Below are 18,405 nucleotides of genomic sequence, written 5' to 3' on the forward strand. Positions count from 1 at the left end.
AACATTTGCTTACATTTGCGTAAAGATTGCATCGCCCGCCCGGGTTCGACATAGAGTCGGCCCGGGCATCTTTATAATGCTGGCTTAAAGACCCATTTGATTCCGACCGAACAAGGGAGCAAACATGGATCGCAGTAAGGTACCTGCCGTCCTGTCCATCGCAGGATCCGATTCCAGCGGTGGCGCCGGCATTCAGGCCGACATCAAGACCATCACGGCGCACCGCCTGTATGCCGAGACGGCCATCACCGCCATCACCGCACAAAACACGCTCGGTGTCACCGCCGTGCAGAATATCTCCCCTGATATCGTCGCTGCGCAGATCGACGCCGTATTTGACGATATCCGCCCCAGCGCCGTCAAGATCGGCATGGTTTCCTCTGCCGAGATTATCGAGGTTATCGCCGACCGCCTGAGCGCCTGGAACGCGACAAACGTGGTCGTCGACCCCGTCATGGTAGCCACCTCGGGCGCACGGCTGATTGCCGAAGATGCCGCCGAGGCGCTCACCCGCCGCCTGTTCCCACTAGCAACCGTCATCACGCCCAATATTCCCGAGGCCATGGCCCTGCTCGACTACGAGGTCGACTCCGAGCGCACACAGCAAAATGCTGCCATGCTCCTCACCCGCCGCTTTGGTTGCGCGTCCCTCGTTAAGGGTGGGCATCTTGTCAACGAGGCCAACGATGTATTGGCCGAACCCGCGCCACTCGATGACGAGGGCAACCATCTGGGCGATCCGCTCACCACGTGGTTCCGCCACAAGCGCATCGAGACCGACAACACACACGGCACCGGCTGCACGCTTTCGTCCGCCATCGCCTGCGCGCTGGCCCAGGGCATGGATCTTGCCGATGCCGTCAACGCCGGCAAGGCCTACCTAACCGGCGCTCTGGCCGCCGGCCTGAACATGGGCAAAGGCTCCGGCCCTGTCAACCACACGTGGCAGTACTAAATAGCCAGTAACCTGCCAAAAAGAGACAGGCTACCTTGCACCAAAAACCGTCGCAACATTCGATGAAAATCGTGCAAACGCAAAAAATCATTAAATGTTGCGACGGTTTGATTTTAGATAGCGGTCGAGCAAAGGACCAGAGCGCCTATTCGTCGGCGAGTTGAATTCCCAACAAACCCGAGAGTGCCAGCGCCTGCTCGGCATTGACCGTCAAGCCACGCAACTCATGGTAATCGCCCGAAACAATGGGCGCTGCAAATGTACAGCGCGACACATCAACGCCGGAAAGCGACGTCTTGAACACATCAACACGCGTCAGGTCACAGCCATCCAGGCGTATCTGACCCAGCTTGGCACCCTGAAACGCAGCCTCTCTCAGACGTGTATCGCATGCTGTCATAGGGCCAATGCGTCCCTCCGAAAGGTTCGCATAGCTCAAATCGCACGATCCAAACGACACGCTCGACAGGCGCGCCTTGAGCAAGTTGAGTCCCGGTGCCGAGCAGTCAACGAAGTCACAGCGGCTGAGCCAGCAGCCTTCCATGTTGCAGCGGATAAAGCGGCAACCGCGAAACACCACGTCGCGAAACGTCGAGCCGCTCCAGTCAACGCTATCGAACTCGCAAGATCGGAACACAACGCCATCGAAGGTCGCGCCGTTCGCCACGTCGTAGGCAAGATCCAAATCCTCAAAAGCGGTATTGGAGACGAGCTCATCGCCCTCGACAAAGAGGTCGATGAGCTCGTCCATGCCCATATGGCAGCCAATCCGTTCGTTTACCCGGGCAAAACCACCGCAAAGGTGCATGTCCCCTTTGCGGTGGCTTGGGGTCGCGCTACTCACCGAGCATCTCTTGGAGCTTGGCTGCCACGGCATGTCCCAAGCTCTCGTGGCTTTCGGGCATCATATGCAGATAGTCGATATCGCCCGGCTCGGCAAACTCGGCGGCATTCAAAAAGTCGCAGCCAAACTGCTCGGCCACGTGCGCATAGTACTCGCCAAAATGTTCAGATGCCTCGACGGAACGCTCGTCAAAATCGGTCATATATACATCGGCGATCTGCGGCTTGATCTTGATAGGAGCCATCAGCAGGATGCGCGGGCAAGGCGCAGCGTCGGTCCACGGAAACGCGCGGACGGCGCGAATCAGCGCCATGGCGCCACGGGCGATATCGGAAGCTGTCACGTTAAAGACCGTCTTACAGTCGTTGGTGCCCAGCATGATCACAATGGCGTCCAGCGGCTTATGAGCCTCGAGCAGCATCGGAAGCGCGCGAATGCCGTTGAGGTTAGTGTCCAGATGGCACATGTCGTCGCGTACCGTCGTGCGGCCGTTGAGGCCTTCTTCAATTACATGCCAGCCCTCGCCTAAGTCACGTTGGACCACGCCACACCAGCGCACATCCTGCGCATAGCGCACCGCGGTACCGTCGCGCATGCCCGCCGGATCGTAACCATAGGTGTTGCTGTCACCAAAGCACAGAACGTTTTTCATCGTAAGCTCCCCACTCAATAAAAAGCCGACAGGAGCAGCCTCTCCCGTCGGCTCGGCATATCGCATCACGAGCACCGTTTACAGGTACTTGCGCCAGTCGTCGTCATCCTCGTCATCCTCGGCAGCGGCCTGAGCCTGCTCGGCGGCACGGGCGGCTGCGGCGCGGGCGGCAACCTGAGCATAGGACTCCTCGTTTCGCTCGGGGAAGTTTGCCAGCACGTGCTCGAATTTGGCGAAGTCCTCGTCCCAGCGCGTAGAGGGCACGGCAAAGAAGACCTGCTTGACCTTGAAGTCGCCCGATGCGAGCTCCTTGCGGAAGAGCTCGGCCACGGCCTCGGCATCAAAGCCGTTGTTGTCGCAGCCCCATGCGCCCAGCACGAGCTTCTCGCGACCCAACTCGTCGCAGATGGCGAGCACAAAGCGAATGCGGTCGCGCAGGGCATCCAGCAGAGCATCGTCGCTCACGCGATACTCCTGGCGGGCGCGCTTAACGTTGGGCGCGGCGGCCACGATCACGTCGGCGTATGCATGCACGTGGTTGCGGTCGAAGCGCACCGCAGGCACCACTAGGGCACGGTTACGATAGAGCTCGCAGTTGATGTTGCGGCGACGGTTCTCGCCGTACCACTTACGCTGCCTATCGAGAACGTTGTACAGATACGAATCGGCGCACAGCGTGGCCTCCTGGCCCAGATAACCCTGAATATATCCACCGCCCGGATTGGTAAACGAGGCAAAGGCGAGCACGGCCATATCGCAGAACTGCGCATAGCCGCGACCGTTATCGAGGATTGCCTGCGTGGCGGAGGCATCAAGCACAGTGACCTCGGGCAGGACCGGAGCGGGCTCCTCAGCAGGCGCGGACTCAGCTTCGGCGATTTCCTCGGCAGGCTCCTCGACGGGCTCGGGCGCCGCCTCGGTCTCGGGCGCTGCCTCGACCTCGGCAGTCTCCGCGTTCTCGACGTCCTCGGCGACCTGCTCTTCGGGGGCCACAGCACTCTGAGCCTTGGCCTTCATCGCCGCGACAAAGCCGGCAGGCATGCCGTCAAACTCGCGAACACCGGCAAGCGAACGCTCGATATCCTTGGCGCAGGCCTCGGACACAGTCATCACATGGCGCTCGGCGGCCTTGGCACGGGCCTCGCGCTTGGGATTGGGCTGACCCGCTCGGTTGGACCTGCGGTTACGGTTCCTGTTGTCGACGTCTGCCATAAGTGGTCACCTTTCCTGTCGCTGCCGCTATCGGCTTTTCCCATCCATGATACCCCGCCGCGCACAAAAAAGACGGCCCCGAAGGACCGCCTTTCGCATCGTTTTACCGTGTCCGGCAGGAAGCATCGCAATGCCGCGCTTTAATCGCGACGGCCGAGGATGTTCAGAATGCGCAGGAACACGTTGATGATGTCCACGAACAGGTTGGATGCCATGAGCACGGCGTTGGGCAGCGTGGGCGGCACCGTCGTTGCCACATAGGTGTCGTAGCCGATGAAGCCGGCGAACACCACGATCACGATCAGGTCGGTGATGGACTGCGAAACGCCCATGAACATCAGCACGATCTCGACCAGAATCGTGGCAAGCAGGATGCCAAAACCAATGCCATACACACGCTGGAAGAACTTGGGGAAGGTCACGCCCAGCGCACCAAAGACAAAGGTGATGGCGGCCGTGGCGATAAAGGCGGTGTTAATGGTAGGCAGGTCGTAGTTGGCAAGACCAAACGACGCCGTCAGGCCAAAGGTGCTCGCAAAGACCACGTAGCCCACGAGTGACAGGCCCACGGACTGTTTGCTGGCAGCAGCCGACATCATGACCATGCCGACGATGGTCAAAATAAATGAGCCAAAGACCAGCGGCAAAGCGGCGCCGCTCATCATCATGCGCGCAAACGACATGGTGCTCGTAAAGTAAGCACCGGCGCCCATGGCGCAAAAGCCCAAAAAGATCAGAGCAGACATGACAAGGTTGTACGCGCGCGGCGACATCTCCTTGGCACGGCTTGCGCCGGTCTCGATGGGGCCATTCTGATAGCCCTGGATATCGTTCATAATTTCGTCCTTTCAAAAAGCACCGCGACGGCGCCGTAGCTGACAAGTTTCCTGCCATTGTACCCGAACGCCACGCGTTCTTACCTGCGGCGCTCGCTCTCGAGTGTTCGGTCGAACGCCCACACCCACCAACGCATCAGATGAGTCTGCGAGCCATCCGGTCGCTCGCGTGCCTGTTCTTCCAGATACAGTTCGGTCGCATGTCCGCCAAAACGAACCTTATAAGTCGCCGTACGAATGCCGTGAACCTTCAGGCCAAAACCGGTGGACGAGACAATCTCGTCAATCGTAAAGCAGCGACCGTCAACCCAGCAGACGGTAACCGGCACAACCTGTCCGCCCGCGAGGATGCGAGCCACGACGTCCACATACTGCTTGTGCACGCGCCGAGTTTTGCCGTCTGTCTGTCGATATTCCATGCCTCCTATTATCGAACGCATGTTTGCATATTGTAAAGCGAACAGACTGTGGTTTTGGGGTGTTGGGGCGCGCGCACGTGTCCTCATGGTGTGTTAGCAAAAAGAACACCCGCGGTCAACAGGGCTAATATTCATTTTTAGTGCCAAAAAATTCACTGCTCCCATCAGAACTCGGTAAAGAAACCCGCAGGAGGTGATACGATTTATCATGTTTCTGTAACGTGCCTGCAAACTTCGAGAAAGCCCATATATGGACGTAACGTTCTCAACCTTCCTCGGCCAACTTGTGTCGAACCCAGTCCTTGCCGTCACCGTGATCCTCGCGCTCGGCGCCATCTTCGTCAATGGATGGACCGACGCACCCAACGCCATCGCGACCTGCGTCACTACGCGTTGCATGCCCGCCCGCGCCGCTATTCTCATGAGTGCCGCATTCAACTTCCTTGGCGTGCTCATCATGACGCACTTTAACGCGAGCGTCGCCAACACCATCTCCCATATTGTCGACTTTGGCGGAAACAGCACCATGGCGCTCGCCTGTCTGTGCGCGGCGCTGTTCTCCATCGTCGTCTACGGCGCCACAGCGTCGCGTTTTGGCATCCCCACCTCGCAAAGCCACAGCCTTATCGCCGGCCTGACCGGTGCCGCCATCGCCCTCGGCGGTGCGAGCAGCGTCAACGTCCACGAGTGGATGAAGGTCATCTACGGCCTGGCGCTCTCCATCGGTCTGGGCTTTGTCATGGGCTGGGTCCTGTGCAAGCTCGTCTCGATTCTTTTCGCCGCCGCCAACAGGCGACGTGCCAATGTCTTCTTTAAATACGCTCAGATCGCGAGCGCTGCGGCCATGAGCTTTATGCATGGCGCGCAGGATGGACAGAAGTTCATCGGCGTGCTCTTTTTAGGCGTGGCCTTTGCCAGCGGCCAGACGAGCGTCGGCGATGCCGGCATCCCCATCTGGATTATGCTGCTATGCTCGGCCACCATGGGCATCGGCACCAGCGTGGGCGGCGAGCGCATCATCAAGTCCGTTGGCCAGAGCATGGTCAAGCTCGAAAAGTACCAGGGCTTCTCCGCCGACCTGGCGGGCGCCGCGAACCTGCTGCTTGCCACCCTTACCGGCATCCCCGTGTCCTCCACGCACATCAAGACCTGCGCCATCATGGGCGTCGGTGCCGTCAAACGCCTCTCGGCCATCAACTTCGGCGTCGTCAAGGACATGATGTTCACCTGGTTCTTCACCTTCCCCGCCTGCGGACTCATCAGCTTTGTCATGGCCAAGCTGTTCATGATGTTCATCTAGTCAAACCGAACGTCCATCCGGACCGTAACACCTCGCCCACCCGTCTTCGCCTCGAAAGGACCCACTCATGGCAAAGAAACCCGATTCGTTCTACTTTGACAACTACGTCGCCTGCGCCGACCTCGCCGTCCAGGCCGCCGAGCTGCTTACCAAGATTTTCGAGAACTTCGATCCCGCAAAGATTCACGATATGCTCGACAAGATGCATGCGATCGAGCATGCGGCCGACAAGAAGCACCATGAGCTTGAGGACGCCCTGCTCACCGCCTTTATCACCCCGCTTGAGCGCGAGGACCTGGATCTGATGAGCTGCTCGCTCGACACCGTGCTCGACCGTATCGAGGGCGTCGTGCAGCGCGTCTACTTCACCAACATCCAGAGCATCCATCCCGACGCCATCGTCATCGCCCACAAGGTGACCGACGCCTGCCGCGCCATGAAGGACCTGATGGTCGAGCTGCCTAACTACCGCAAGTCCAAGACGCTGCGCGAGCTCGTCATCCAGATCAACACCATCGAGTCCGAGGCCGACGAGCTCTATATCAACGCCATGCGTAACCTGCACGTTAACGGCAAGGACCCGCTCGAGGTCATCGCTTGGCGTGACGTGTACGCCTTCCTGGAGTACTGCGCCGACTGCTGCGAGAATGTGGCCGATGTCGTGGATTCGATTGTCATGAAGAACAGTTAATTGGGGGTACATGTCCCACCGGTCGCGGGCCCGGCCACTAATAACCTTTTTCACTCCGGCTGCAAGCAGAGTCGTTCAAAAGGTTATTAGTGGCCGGGCCCGCTCCCTTATGCACCACCATTGGGAACTTTGGCTGATAGATTTAGCGCGACGGGGGTTTGGCTGAAGGGACCTTTGGTATCCGTTCGGACACTTTGGCCCTTGATGAGCGTTTGGCTGATTGCTGCTTTGGGTACTCTTTGGGTTACTTTTGGTTTGTTTGATTTTTAATTTTAGGAGGGCTTGTATGTCTTATTTGGATCTGGCTCGTGGTCGGTATTCTTGTCGTTCTTTTGAGGACCGTCCTGTTGAGCAGTCGGTAGTGGATGCCATTGTTGAGGCGGGGCGGATTGCTCCTTCTGCTTGTAATAATCATCCAGCCCGTGTGATGGTGCTGGATACGCCTGAGCTGTTGGAGAAGGCTGCTGCTTGTCAGCCTCGGTTTGCTCGTGATGGGTCTATCTTTGGAGCTCCGCTTGTCTTCCTTATTTGCAGCGTTACCGATGATGCTTGGGTGCGCCCGTATGACCAGATGAATTCCAGTGAAATCGATACGTCCATCGTGTGCGACCAGATGATGATGGAGGCCACCGAGCAGGGCCTGGGAACGTGCTGGGTATGCCATTTTAAGCCTGAGGTGGCACAGGAGCAGTTCAATCTGCCCAAGGGCGTCTATCCCTATCACATGCTCGTCTGTGGCTATCCCGCCGACCACATCGCCGATCCCGAGCATCGCGAGGCCCGCACTATTCCCCTCTCCAACTTCCTCCTCAAGTAGTTTTTAGACATACCTTAAAAACTACCTTTTACCACGCGCCCTTCGCCGAGTTCTGTCCTATCGCATGCAGAGCTCGGCGTTTTGTTTCCCAACCCGTATACAGCCACAAAAAAGGAGCCCGCAGGTGCGAGCTCCTCTTAAGGACACTAGATTGTAGCTCTGATGCTAGTCCAGGTCGTCGGCGGCAAAGTTGTCGATCGGGGCGAAGGGATCGGCCACGGGGACAACCGGGTCAGCGACGGGCAGCGGCTCGGCGGGAACAGTCACCGCAGGAGAAGCGGCAGAACCGACCGGCGCGGAGGCCATGAGGTCGGCCGGGAAGGAGTTCTGGGCATCGTCCATGAAGTGCTGGATGAGCTTGAGGTACTCGGCCTTGAACTCCTCGCGGGAAGCCTTGAGACGATCGATTTCCTCGAGCTCGGCCTGCTTCTCGGTCAGAGCCTGGCGGATAACCTCGCGTGCCTTAGCGTCAGCCTCGTTGCGGATACGCTCAGCGTTCTCGTTGGCATCGTTGACGATGGTCTCAGCGGTCTGCTGGGCAGCGATCAGGGCAGCGGAAATCTGGCGCTCCTGAGCGGAGAAGTCAGGGGCGGGAGCAGCCACGGGGGCGGCAGGAACGGCTTGGGCGGTGGCATCCTGAGCCTGGGCAAGCTGAGCCTGCGCATCGGCAAGCTGCTGCTCGGTAGCAGTCAGGCGACCCTTAAGGTCGACGATCTTAGCGAGCATAGCGTCAACCTCGGAGGACAGCGTCTCCAAGAAGACGTCGACCTCGGCGGGATCGTAGCCACGCTTGGCCTCAGAGAAAGTCTGAGCCTGGATGTCTGCAGGGGTAATAGCCATAACAAGTCTCCTTTTTCATCGCCTCGGCGCTACACGCCCGACGTAAGTTACTAAGTCAGTTCTATACGAGTATACCTATAAGAAGCTGCAGAACCAGCCTCTGCACCAACTGCAACGCAATAATCGCAACGACCGGCGAAAAATCGATACCGCCCATCGGCGGGATGAAACGACGGAACAGGTTGAGCCACGGACCGCACACGCTATCGAGCACCGCAGCAATATCCTGAAGCAAACCACCCTGCTTCATGGGAATCCACGTCATAAAGCAGTAGACGACAATGAGCGTGGAATAGAAGTTGAACAGCGTGTTGACCAGCTGGACGATAGTGTAGATGTTGATGGGAATCTCCTCGTCTTGTCTTTACTTAAGGTAGCCGTCGGCACGAAGCTTCTTGAGATCGGAATCTTTGACCTCGCAGCCGGCGGGCAGCACCATGAACACGCGGTCGCCCACCTCCTTGACCGTGGCACCCAGACCGCAGGCAAAGCCGTAAGAGAAGTCCAAGACGCGCTTAGCAACTTCGGTGCGTACGCCCACAAAAATCAGTGCGACAGGCTGCTTGGTGCGAACGCGGCGCACCACGGTCTCCACGTCGTCATAGCTCTCGGGGCGCAGGACATAGGCCGGCAGCTGCGGCGTGGCGTTGATGATATTGCTCGCATAGGCCGAGGCATCACTCGGTGCAGGCGCGGGCGCAGCGGCGGCACGGGCGCGGGTGTTCTCGGCGTAGCTCGACGGCGTGTCATAGGCACCAGGACGATAACCGCTCGCAACACTGTCCTGCGAGCGCGAAGGCGGGTTATACGTCGTGGCATGGCGGGAGTCATCGCCGACCAGCTGACCGGAGCGCGTATACACGGCAACCGACTCAGCTTCACCGCGGCGCGTCTGACCAAGCAGGCCGTTGCTCGGCTCGTCTTGGGTGTAGAAGCCCTCGCCCGAAGCACCGCCGTAGCCGTTGCCCTGATAACTATCGTCATAGCCGTCATCGTAGCCGTAGTCGTCGTCCTGGCCATAACCCTGGTCGTAACCCTGCTGGCCGCCCAGGTGCATCTTATTTTTAATCTCGTCAAGGAAGCCCATGGTTGTGTCCTCTCGCGGTTTAGTGCAGGCGCCCCGATAATCAGTGCGCACTTCAGAGCCTTATTTTACTGCAAACTCCGGGCTAAATACTACCCTGCCCAGGCGAACGAGCGTAGAGCCCTCCTCAAGGGCAGGCTCAAAGTCCTCGCTCATGCCGCAGGAAAGCTCAGGCAGGTTCAAATCGGGATGCGCAGCCTCCAGCTCATCCCTCAGCTCACGAAGCCCCGCAAAGGTGCGGCGTGCCACATCCTTATTCCCCCGGGGCGCCATAGTCATAAGCCCCTGTACGCAAATTCCCTCAAGTTCCGCAAGCTCACCCGCGGCGGCGCGAATCTCATCGGGCGAAAAGCCTCCCTTCGACTCCTCACCACTCACATTGACCTCGATGAGCACACGCTGGGGGCCGGCGAGCTCGCCTGCCTCAATCTTGCGGACAGCACGGCTCGAGATCGCCTGTGCCAGATGCAGCGAACCCACCGAGTGAATCAGCTCGGCTGAGCCCAGCACCGCATTGATCTTATTGGTCTGCAGGTTGCCGATCATATCGAAGCGCACCTCGGGCAGCTCCGGATGCTCCGCCAGACCCGTGAGCTTGCGAACCAGCTCCTGCGGGCGGTTCTCGGCAAAATGGCGATACCCCGCCTGGATGGCAGCAACAGTCTCATCGACACCAACGGTCTTGGACACGGCAATGAGGCGCGCGGCGTCGTGGGGGCGGCCCGCGCGATCGAGCGCCGCATAAAAACGTTCCAGAATCTGCTCGCGGCGAGCGCGCATCAAATCCAAATAGTTATCCATTGCCAATCGCCTCCGCTGACAGCCAAACAAGTAGTCCCATGCTAACGCAAGAGCGCGGCCCCGCATGTGCAAGGCCGCGCTCACTTAGGTATTTACAATCTTTCGACGAACGGGGCTACTTACTCCTCGTCGTCCTCGCCATCGTCCTCGTCCTCAAGATGATCGAGCAGGTAGCGAAGACCCTCGCTGACCTCGTTGGCGGGCACCTTGGCAACGTAGCGCGCGTCGACGGCGGGCCTCATGATAACACCCTCGCCCGAAGGCACGCGCATGCTCTCGAGCTCGTCCTCATCAGTGCGGGCGATATCGCCGGCGTTCATACGCTGACCAGTCAACAGGAAGGTCAGACGGCAAGCGGCATCGATGGAAATGGAAGCGATGCGATCGAGGTAGCGCGAAACCATGATGGCGCGGCGCAGGTCGTCATAGTTGCTGTCGTCGTCCATAAAGTCGCCTGTATCCATACGGTTAAAGGTGCGGAAGAACTTCTCGTAGGCGGCGTGCACTGGCTCGTCCTCGACGGCCAGGTTGCAGATGATGGACATGTCATTGGTGACGAGCGCAGAAAGCGAAGAGCCCAGCACCTGGTAAACAGCTTCGGCCTCGGCCTCAACCATACCGACGAGCTCCTGGGGCAGCGAGATGTCGGCCTTGATCATATGACGCGTGGCACGGCAGATCTGACGGACCTTATCGGTCATGCGCTGCAGGTTAAAGTCGACGTAGATGATCGTCTGAAGCAGGCGGAAGTCGGAGGCGACCGGTGACTGCGTGGCGATCAGGTTGTAGCAGACGGCCTCCAGGTTGGCGCAGCGCGCGTCAATCGAAAGCGTACGTTTCTTGGTCTTGGTGGCGAGCTTGCGGTCGTCGGTCACATAGGCCTTCACGGCATCGTGGAGAGCCAGATCGACGGCCTCATAGATGCTCAGCATCTCGTGACGGGCCTCGACGAGCTGACGGGAAAACAGTTTGCGCATGGTTCACTCCAATCAGTTGGGTGCGGTCATGCAGCCCGCACAGTGAATACGCACCGGACCAGGTCCGATCGGCTTGGGACTAGTCGCACCGATCAGCCAAAGCGGCCGGTGATATAGTCTTCCGTCCGCGAGTCCACCGGGCTGGTGAAGATCGCGTCGGTTTGACCATACTCGATGAGCGTGGCGGGCTCGCCGGCAACTTCCTGCAAGAAGAATGCGGTGTAGTCGCTGATACGAGCTGCCTGCTGCATTGAATGCGTGACGATGATGATCGTCATCTCGGGCGCCAGCTCGGCCATCAGATCCTCGACCTTAGAGACGGACGTGGGGTCGATGGCGGAGCAGGGCTCGTCCATCAGAAGGACATCGGGTTGCACCGCAAGCACGCGCGCGATGCACAGACGCTGCTGCTGACCGCCCGAGAGCGCCAAACCATCCTTGTTGAGCTGATTGGATACCTCTTTCCAGAGGTTGGCGCGCTTGAGCGATTCTTCCACGATGTCATCGAGGTCGCTTTTGCTAGTCACGCCCTGCAGACGAGGGCCAAAGGCGACATTCTCGTAGATGGATTTGGGAAACGGGTTGGGCTGCTGAAAAATCATGCCCACGCGGCGACGGAGGTCGACCGGGTCGACGCCCTCGGCATAGATATCGTTGCCGTCGAGCGTCATGGTGCCCTCGACGCGCGTACCCTCGATCAGGTCATTCATGCGGTTGATGCAGCGCAAAAACGTCGACTTACCGCAGCCCGAAGGGCCAATGAAGGAGGTGATGGCGTTTTTGGCGATGTTGAGGTCGAGCCCCGTCAGCGCATGAAAGTCACCGTACCAAAAGTTGAAATCCTTGGCCGTAATGGCCGCTTGCTCCAGCGTGGGAGCGGACTGATAAACGGACATGGGACTCCTTAACTAGCGACGCTTGCGCGACAGGAAGCGCGCAAACAGGTTGAAGGCCAGAATGATCACCATCAGCAAGAGCGCGGTGCCGTAGGCTGCGTTCATGTTGATGCCGTCGTTGGCAAGCAGGTACAGGTGAACGGTCATGGGGCGGCCGGAATCGAGCGGCGAGATAGGTAGATTGATGGCCTGGCCCATGGTGTAGAGCACCACGGCGGTCTCGCCAATGGCACGGCCGATGGCAAGGACAATGCCCGTGGCAATACGGCCAAAGGCAGAAGGAAGCACGATCTTGGAGACAACCTGCCACTTGGTGGCGCCCAGGCCATACGCGCCCCAACGGATATAGCGCGGAACGGCGCGAATGGCCTCTTCGGTGGTGCGCATGACGATGGGAAGCATCAAGAGCGCGAGCGCCAGAGCGGCCGAGACCATCGAAAGGCCCAGACCCATAGCCTCGACAAACAAGGCGTAGCCAAACAGGCCCATAACGATGGAGGGCACCGAGGCCAAAGCGTCAGCAGCGTAGCGAATGAGCTCGACGATCTTGCCCTGCTTGGCGTACTCGGCCAGATAGACGGCTGCCAGCACAGCGATCGGCGTGCAGATAAGCATGGCGAGCGCCGTCACATAGACGGTCGAGACGATCGTGGGCCAAATACCGCCCTCGGCGTTGACGCCCTGGGGCCAACCGAAGATAAAGTCGAGCGAGATGTGTGGCAGGCCGTTGATGACCACGTAGGCGATGATAGCGACCAGCACCAGCGTGGTGATGTATGCCGCGGCACGGAACACGCCAAGCATGATCTTGTTGGACAGGTCCTTGTTGATGCGGCCCTTCTTGCCGTGGGAAAGGGCACGCTTGATGCGCTCGCGCGACGAGGTCGTATCGACCGTCGTGTCAACGGAATCGGACATAGCCTACCCCCTCTTCTTCTTGGAAACCAGACGGACGACGCCCACCAGCGTGGCGGAAATGATAAACAGGACCACGCCCATGCCGAACAGCGCCGAGCGATGCAGACCCGAGGAATAGCTCATGTCGAGCGCAATCTGGCTCGTGAGCGTCGAGATGGGGCACGCAATGCTGTCGGGAATAACCGGGGCGTTACCCACGACCATGAGCACGGCCATGGTCTCGCCGATGGCACGGCCCATACCCAGCACGATGGCATCCACGATACCCAGCTTGGCGGCAGGTAACACGACCTTATAGATAGTCTGCCACTTGGTGGCGCCCATGGCATACGATGCCTCGCGAATGCCCATGGGAATGGAATTGAGAGCATCGATGGTAAGCGTCGTGATGGTGGGCACGATCATAATGGCGAGCACGAACCACGCCGTCAGCGCGCCAAAACCAAGACCGCCGGTCAGTTGTGCGATAAACGGGCGGATGATGATCATGCCAAAGAAGCCATAGATGATAGAAGGGATGCCGGCCAACAGGTCAACGGCAGGGCTGATGAGCTTGCGCACGCGCTTGCTGGCGATCTCGACCAGATACACGGCCGTGCCCACGCCTAGGGGCACACCCATGGCGAGCGCACCGACGGTCACCAGACCCGAGCCGGCAAGCAGCGACACGATGCCGTAGTGACCCTCAGAGGGCGCCCACGTAAAGCTAAAGAAGTCCGCCAGACCGATGTCGGTAAAGACGGGCAGCGCCGAGTACGTGGTAAAGACAAAAATCAGGATGACGGTAACAACCGCCAAGAACGCGCAGGCAAAGAAAATCCACTGCAGCGCCTTCTCCTTGATATAGGTGCTGCGCGATACGAGCGCCAGCTCGCGCTTCTTGGGCGCCTGAGCATTCTGCTCAGTCTGGGAGTTTTCCTGTGCTTCCATGCTACTCACTCCCCTTCTCGTCGTTGGTGACGGGAATAAAGCCCGCCTCGCGAATCTGCTTGTCCATCTTTTCGGACGTCACGTAGTCGATGTAATCCTGCGCCTGCTGCGAAGGCGCACCCTTCACAAAGAAGTAAAGGTCGCGCGAGATGGGATAGCCGCCACTCGCGACCGTCTTCTCGGACGCCTCAACATGATTGACCGAGACGGCCTTGACCGAGGTCTTGGCGTTGAGGCTATCGACGAAGCCCAGCGAAATGTAGCCGATAGCCCCGCGCGAACGAGATACCACGTCGCGCACCTGGCCCGTGCCCGAAAGAACGGCGGAGCGGCGATCGAACGGGGTGCCGTCCATCACGATGGTGCGGAAGGCTTCACGCGTGCCAGACGCCTCATCTCGGTTGATAACCTGAATCCTCAGGTCCTCGCCACCGACTTCTTTCCAGTTGGTGATCTTGCCGGCATAGATATCGCGGAGCTGCTCGGTCGAGAGGTTATCGACGGGGTTGTCTTCGTTCACGATGACCGCGATACCGTCGTGGGCAATGACGATGGGAGTCAGGCCCAGATCCCGTTCGTCGGCATTGAGTCCACGGGAGGAGCTGGCGATATCGGCCGTGCCAGCGCTGACGGCTTCGATGCCAGCGGAAGAGCCCAAACCGGAAACGAGCACGTCGATGCCGGTCTCCTCCTTAAAGCCCTCTGCCGCAATCTCAGCGATAGGAAGGCAGGTCGTGGAGCCGGCCACGGTAATGGAAGAGGTAGAAGATCCCGAAGAACAGGCGCACAGCGTAAGCGTAAGCACAGCGGCGCTCAGGACCGATACGATCTTTCTCATAGCATCACGCCGATCGCGGCATGGCGCCCACAGGTGCCGTCCTCGTTACGGTAGGAATAAAAGCGGTCGTTCTGACGCACGGTCGAAAGCTGGGTATCCACGATATTATCCGCGTCGACACCGACATCTACCAGCGCCTCGCAAATGGCAGCGGAAAGATCGAGCATGCGAGAGGCACTCGCATCGATGCAAGAGAACTCGGCGGCAAAGCGATCCATGAGCTCCTGGGAAACCTCGTACTCGTCACCCAGGATATGGGGCCCGATATAGGCGGAAACGTCGCTCGCATCGCAGCCGGCAGCATCGCAAAGCGCCTGGCACGCCTTGGCAGAAATACGTGCAATCGTGCCCTTCCAACCGGAGTGCACCACGGCAAATCCGCCGGGGGCCACCAGCACCACGGGAACGCAGTCGGCAAAGCAGAGCAGCACGGGCACGTCATGGGCCGTACAGACGATGGCATCGCAGCCCTCGGCAATCTGCTCGCGAACAGCCTCAAGATCGTCGGCGCCGTTCGAAGTCACCGTAACGATATGGTCACCATGTACCTGATTGGGCACGAGCAGATTATGCTCGCACTCAGTGGCGCCCATAGCTTCGAGCGCTCGACGACGATTTTCTTGAACTGCAAAGGGGTCATCGCCTACATGCGAGCCCAGGTTGAGCGAGGAGTACGCATCTTCGGAAACACCACCGGTGCGCTCGGTAAAGGCAAAGCGGACATCGGATGTCGCGCTCTCCACCAACGTAACTCCATCATGGTCGACACGCGAAACCCTGTCCGCACGTGCTGCCATACTAAAGCCTCCTAATAACACAAGTACCGCGGCGTCGCCGCGCAGTCCGCGTTTATACGGCTGTCATACTTCCTTAAAAGGATACCCGCAGCGGTAGGGACCAAACGTAAAGGGAACGTAAGGAGATTGGAGGCTTTCGTTTACAAACGAGAAACAAAACGGGGTGCATCCAAATGGACACACCCCGTGCAGGTCGTTGAGAAAAACGAACTAGAAGCTACCGCGCTTCAGGAAGTCGGGAAGCTCGAACTGGTCGTTGCCAAAGTTGGGCAGCTCGGTACCACCGACGTTGCGGGTCGGAGCGGCCTGAGCCGGGCTGGCAGCCGGAGCGGTGCGCTGCGGCTCAGCGGAGGCAGCGGCCTTGCTCTGAGACTGCTGAGCAGCAAAGAGCTCATCCTGACGGTTGACGTTGGAGTCGGAGAAGCCCGTAGCGATGACGGTGATACGCACCTGATCGCCCAGGGACTCGTCGACAACGGTACCGAAGATGATGTTGGCCTCGGGGTCGACGGCGTTGGCGACAACGTCGGCGGCGTCGCTGATCTCCTGGATGCCCAGGTCCTTGGAACCGGCGATGGAGAGCAGCACGCGCGTGGCACCATCGATGGAGCTCTCGAGCAGCGGGCTGGAGATGGCCTGCTGGGCAGCGTCGACGGCACGAGTATCCCCAGAAGAGGTACCGATACCCATCATGGCGGTACCGGCCTGCTTCATGATGGTCTTAACATCGGCGAAGTCCAGGTTGATGATACCGGGGACGGTGATGAGGTCGGTGATGCCCTGGGTGCCCTGGGAAAGGACGCCATCGGCAATCGCGAAGGCCTCGAGCATGGTGGTCTTCTTCTCGGCGATGTCGAGCAGCTTATCGTTAGGGATGACGATCATGGTGTCGACGCAATCGGAGAGGGTCTTGATGCCCTCCTCGGCGCTCTTCTTGCGCTTGCGGCCCTCGAAGGTGAAGGGCTTGGTCACGACGGCGACGGTCAGTGCGCCGACCTCGTTCATCGCGATATCGGCAACGATGGGAGCAGCGCCGGTACCGGTGCCACCGCCCTCACCGCAGGTGATAAACACCATGTCGGCGCCAGCAAGCGCCTCGGCAATGTCGTCGCGGGACTCATCGGCAGCCTTGCGGCCAACCTCGGGGTTGGCGCCGGCGCCCAAGCCGCGGGTAAGGTCGGTGCCGATGTGCACCTTGATATCGGCATCAGAGATCGCGAGTGCCTGAGCATCGGTGTTGATGGCAACAAACTCGACGCCGCGGATGCCCTCTTCGATCATTCGATTGACCGCGTTGGTACCGCCGCCGCCGACGCCGACCACCTTAATGACGGCAAGGTAGTTGTTGATCTCTGTCTCGTGCATGTCGGTCCTCCGAACAAAGGTTATAGCCATAGCATGGGTCGACCCCTGCGCACATTAACCTTCAGGTTGAAAGTAAATGCAAAGGTAAACCGTATTATGTTTGCACATTATGAACGTATCAGTCAAATAATTGACCGTGAAAACCAAACAAACCAGATAAACGGCGTGGTATGGCCCCTCAACAAAGCATCAACCAGCGCTACGAGGTCGGAGCATTCCTAAATGTGTAGTTGCCCGGAGAGCGCACATTGATATACGTTACGCCCTCTACCTGCGAAAGCAACTTGGTGACTACGCGTTCCTTCTTGGCGATATCGTCCGAATCGCCCAGCGACACCTCAATGCCGTTATTGAGGTTTGCCGAGATGGCTTCGACCGAAGGCGTAGAAATATCCTTGACTTGTCCCAAGAACTCGCTCGAAAAACCACGCACATAATCCAGGCCGGCCTTAACGGCCTTGGAGTTCACCGCCTGGCCGGAAACCGGAGCGACATCCGCCGAGACATCAGTCAACAACACCGCGCCATAATGCTTGGCGAGCGCCAGCGCGGCATCGATTCCGGTCAAGGTATTTGAGCCCTGCCCTGTCGTGATGACGTTGCCCTGGTCGTCCACTTCGACCGACGTCGACAGCGGGGCGATCCAGGTGTCATCGTCTCCGATAGCCCAGGCAAGGTCGTCGGAGCTGATATACGCAATGGCGATAACTTTACGCTCCGTCGGCGTGATGATAAGCGTATGGGGAAACTGGCGCTGGACATCCACGCCCGAAACCCACGGGTTCTGCTTGAGATCCTCGGTAATCTGGTCGGGATCGACGTTAAAAAGCGACGTTCCCTCGGGCAAGTCGATCAGCTGGATAGCATCGTGCTTCGTCACATGCTCGCTGCCTTGAATCTGAATATCAGTGGCAGTAAACAGTCCAGAGTTGATCACCACGATGGCAACGACGACGAGCACGGCCAAGACGGCCAGAACGCCGCCCACGATTTTGCCTTTGCCTGTAACGACAGAAGCGGCGTCTGATGTTTTATTTGCCATCGCTCCAAGTGAAGATAACGGGTTGAAACCTTTTTTACTCGAAGGCTTCTTGGCGGTAGCCGGCACCGATGTCAGCGAGCGCGGTTTCGATGCGCCCAGCGTGCGACCTGGACGCGCCGCTTTAGTTCCCGTCGAGGGCTTGGGAGCTGCCATGGGACGGGCAGGCTTGGCGCCCATAACAGGCTTTGACG

General features: G+C 59.0%; 21 protein-coding genes. 4 read left to right on the forward strand and 17 right to left on the reverse strand.

Annotated elements, in window-relative coordinates:
- The first annotated feature begins 124 nt into the window (after positions 1 to 124).
- Positions 125 to 955 carry a bifunctional hydroxymethylpyrimidine kinase/phosphomethylpyrimidine kinase gene (thiD, locus tag PMW70_RS01145; RefSeq protein ID WP_271743640.1) on the forward strand — a complete coding sequence of 277 codons (831 nt, stop codon included), beginning with the start codon at positions 125 to 127 and terminating at the stop codon, positions 953 to 955.
- A 145-nt stretch (positions 956 to 1,100) separates the two neighbouring features.
- On the opposite strand, the gene PMW70_RS01150 is transcribed toward thiD, so the two are convergent.
- The 5 genes from PMW70_RS01150 to PMW70_RS01170 form a co-directional block, all read right to left on the reverse strand.
- Entirely contained in the window at positions 1,101 to 1,763 is a 663-nt protein-coding gene (locus PMW70_RS01150; protein WP_271743641.1) for a pentapeptide repeat-containing protein, read from the reverse strand.
- Positions 1,764 to 1,791: 28 nt separating this feature from the next.
- Entirely contained in the window at positions 1,792 to 2,451 is a 660-nt protein-coding gene (locus tag PMW70_RS01155) for an SGNH/GDSL hydrolase family protein (RefSeq protein WP_117584214.1), read from the reverse strand.
- 78 nt (positions 2,452 to 2,529) lie between these two features.
- Positions 2,530 to 3,663 (reverse strand): TIGR02452 family protein, encoded by a 1,134-nt coding sequence (locus PMW70_RS01160; RefSeq protein WP_271743642.1) that lies wholly within the window; start codon positions 3,661 to 3,663, stop codon positions 2,530 to 2,532.
- Between the two features lie 140 nt (positions 3,664 to 3,803).
- Positions 3,804 to 4,499 (reverse strand): Bax inhibitor-1 family protein, encoded by a 696-nt coding sequence (locus PMW70_RS01165; RefSeq protein WP_117757011.1) that lies wholly within the window; start codon positions 4,497 to 4,499, stop codon positions 3,804 to 3,806.
- 80 nt (positions 4,500 to 4,579) lie between these two features.
- A complete protein-coding gene (locus PMW70_RS01170) occupies positions 4,580 to 4,918 on the reverse strand; it encodes a hypothetical protein (RefSeq protein WP_271743643.1) in 339 nt (112 codons plus the stop codon).
- 250 nt (positions 4,919 to 5,168) lie between these two features.
- On the opposite strand from PMW70_RS01170, the gene PMW70_RS01175 reads away from it, so the two are divergent.
- From PMW70_RS01175 to PMW70_RS01185, 3 genes are all read left to right on the forward strand, one after another.
- Entirely contained in the window at positions 5,169 to 6,218 is a 1,050-nt protein-coding gene (locus PMW70_RS01175; protein WP_055251696.1) for an inorganic phosphate transporter, read from the forward strand.
- A gap of 67 nt (positions 6,219 to 6,285) precedes the next feature.
- Positions 6,286 to 6,909 carry a DUF47 domain-containing protein gene (locus PMW70_RS01180; RefSeq protein ID WP_055251695.1) on the forward strand — a complete coding sequence of 208 codons (624 nt, stop codon included), beginning with the start codon at positions 6,286 to 6,288 and terminating at the stop codon, positions 6,907 to 6,909.
- Between the two features lie 286 nt (positions 6,910 to 7,195).
- Positions 7,196 to 7,726, forward strand: a complete 531-nt coding sequence (locus tag PMW70_RS01185) for a nitroreductase family protein (RefSeq protein ID WP_089571592.1) — start codon at positions 7,196 to 7,198, stop codon at positions 7,724 to 7,726.
- A gap of 165 nt (positions 7,727 to 7,891) precedes the next feature.
- Here PMW70_RS01185 and PMW70_RS01190 read toward each other — a convergent pair whose 3' ends face one another.
- From PMW70_RS01190 to PMW70_RS01245, 12 genes are all read right to left on the reverse strand, one after another.
- Positions 7,892 to 8,566 carry a DivIVA domain-containing protein gene (locus PMW70_RS01190; RefSeq protein WP_271743644.1) on the reverse strand — a complete coding sequence of 225 codons (675 nt, stop codon included), beginning with the start codon at positions 8,564 to 8,566 and terminating at the stop codon, positions 7,892 to 7,894.
- 61 nt (positions 8,567 to 8,627) lie between these two features.
- Positions 8,628 to 8,915 (reverse strand): YggT family protein, encoded by a 288-nt coding sequence (locus tag PMW70_RS01195; RefSeq protein ID WP_040358293.1) that lies wholly within the window; start codon positions 8,913 to 8,915, stop codon positions 8,628 to 8,630.
- Between the two features lie 15 nt (positions 8,916 to 8,930).
- Positions 8,931 to 9,653 carry a cell division protein SepF gene (locus tag PMW70_RS01200; protein WP_089571591.1) on the reverse strand — a complete coding sequence of 241 codons (723 nt, stop codon included), beginning with the start codon at positions 9,651 to 9,653 and terminating at the stop codon, positions 8,931 to 8,933.
- 60 nt (positions 9,654 to 9,713) lie between these two features.
- Positions 9,714 to 10,451: a YggS family pyridoxal phosphate-dependent enzyme gene (locus tag PMW70_RS01205; RefSeq protein WP_089571590.1), complete on the reverse strand. Its 738-nt coding sequence runs from the start codon at positions 10,449 to 10,451 to the stop codon at positions 9,714 to 9,716.
- 119 nt (positions 10,452 to 10,570) lie between these two features.
- A complete protein-coding gene (locus PMW70_RS01210; RefSeq protein WP_271743645.1) occupies positions 10,571 to 11,428 on the reverse strand; it encodes a phosphate signaling complex PhoU family protein in 858 nt (285 codons plus the stop codon).
- A gap of 92 nt (positions 11,429 to 11,520) precedes the next feature.
- Complete coding sequence (gene pstB / locus PMW70_RS01215) at positions 11,521 to 12,324, reverse strand: phosphate ABC transporter ATP-binding protein PstB (RefSeq protein ID WP_089571588.1); 804 nt, start codon at positions 12,322 to 12,324, stop codon at positions 11,521 to 11,523.
- Positions 12,325 to 12,336: 12 nt separating this feature from the next.
- Positions 12,337 to 13,242 carry a phosphate ABC transporter permease PstA gene (pstA, locus tag PMW70_RS01220; RefSeq protein ID WP_055251684.1) on the reverse strand — a complete coding sequence of 302 codons (906 nt, stop codon included), beginning with the start codon at positions 13,240 to 13,242 and terminating at the stop codon, positions 12,337 to 12,339.
- Positions 13,243 to 13,245: 3 nt separating this feature from the next.
- Positions 13,246 to 14,172: a phosphate ABC transporter permease subunit PstC gene (pstC, locus tag PMW70_RS01225; protein WP_271743646.1), complete on the reverse strand. Its 927-nt coding sequence runs from the start codon at positions 14,170 to 14,172 to the stop codon at positions 13,246 to 13,248.
- A 1-nt stretch (position 14,173) separates the two neighbouring features.
- Positions 14,174 to 15,010: a phosphate ABC transporter substrate-binding protein gene (locus PMW70_RS01230; protein WP_271743647.1), complete on the reverse strand. Its 837-nt coding sequence runs from the start codon at positions 15,008 to 15,010 to the stop codon at positions 14,174 to 14,176.
- A complete protein-coding gene (locus PMW70_RS01235) occupies positions 15,007 to 15,807 on the reverse strand; it encodes a purine nucleoside phosphorylase YfiH/LACC1 family protein (protein ID WP_271743648.1) in 801 nt (266 codons plus the stop codon). Before PMW70_RS01235 ends, PMW70_RS01230 begins: the two co-directional genes overlap by 4 nt.
- A gap of 210 nt (positions 15,808 to 16,017) precedes the next feature.
- The gene (ftsZ, locus tag PMW70_RS01240) at positions 16,018 to 17,172 is read right to left on the reverse strand and encodes a cell division protein FtsZ (RefSeq protein ID WP_055251674.1); all 1,155 of its coding nucleotides are present in this window, start codon (positions 17,170 to 17,172) and stop codon (positions 16,018 to 16,020) included.
- A 199-nt stretch (positions 17,173 to 17,371) separates the two neighbouring features.
- Positions 17,372 to 18,160 carry a cell division protein FtsQ/DivIB gene (locus PMW70_RS01245; RefSeq protein ID WP_231501570.1) on the reverse strand — a complete coding sequence of 263 codons (789 nt, stop codon included), beginning with the start codon at positions 18,158 to 18,160 and terminating at the stop codon, positions 17,372 to 17,374.
- Positions 18,161 to 18,405: the final 245 nt, after the last annotated feature.

It is taken from the genome of Collinsella aerofaciens (assembly GCF_028209625.1).
GTDB lineage: Bacteria > Actinomycetota > Coriobacteriia > Coriobacteriales > Coriobacteriaceae > Collinsella > Collinsella aerofaciens_AM.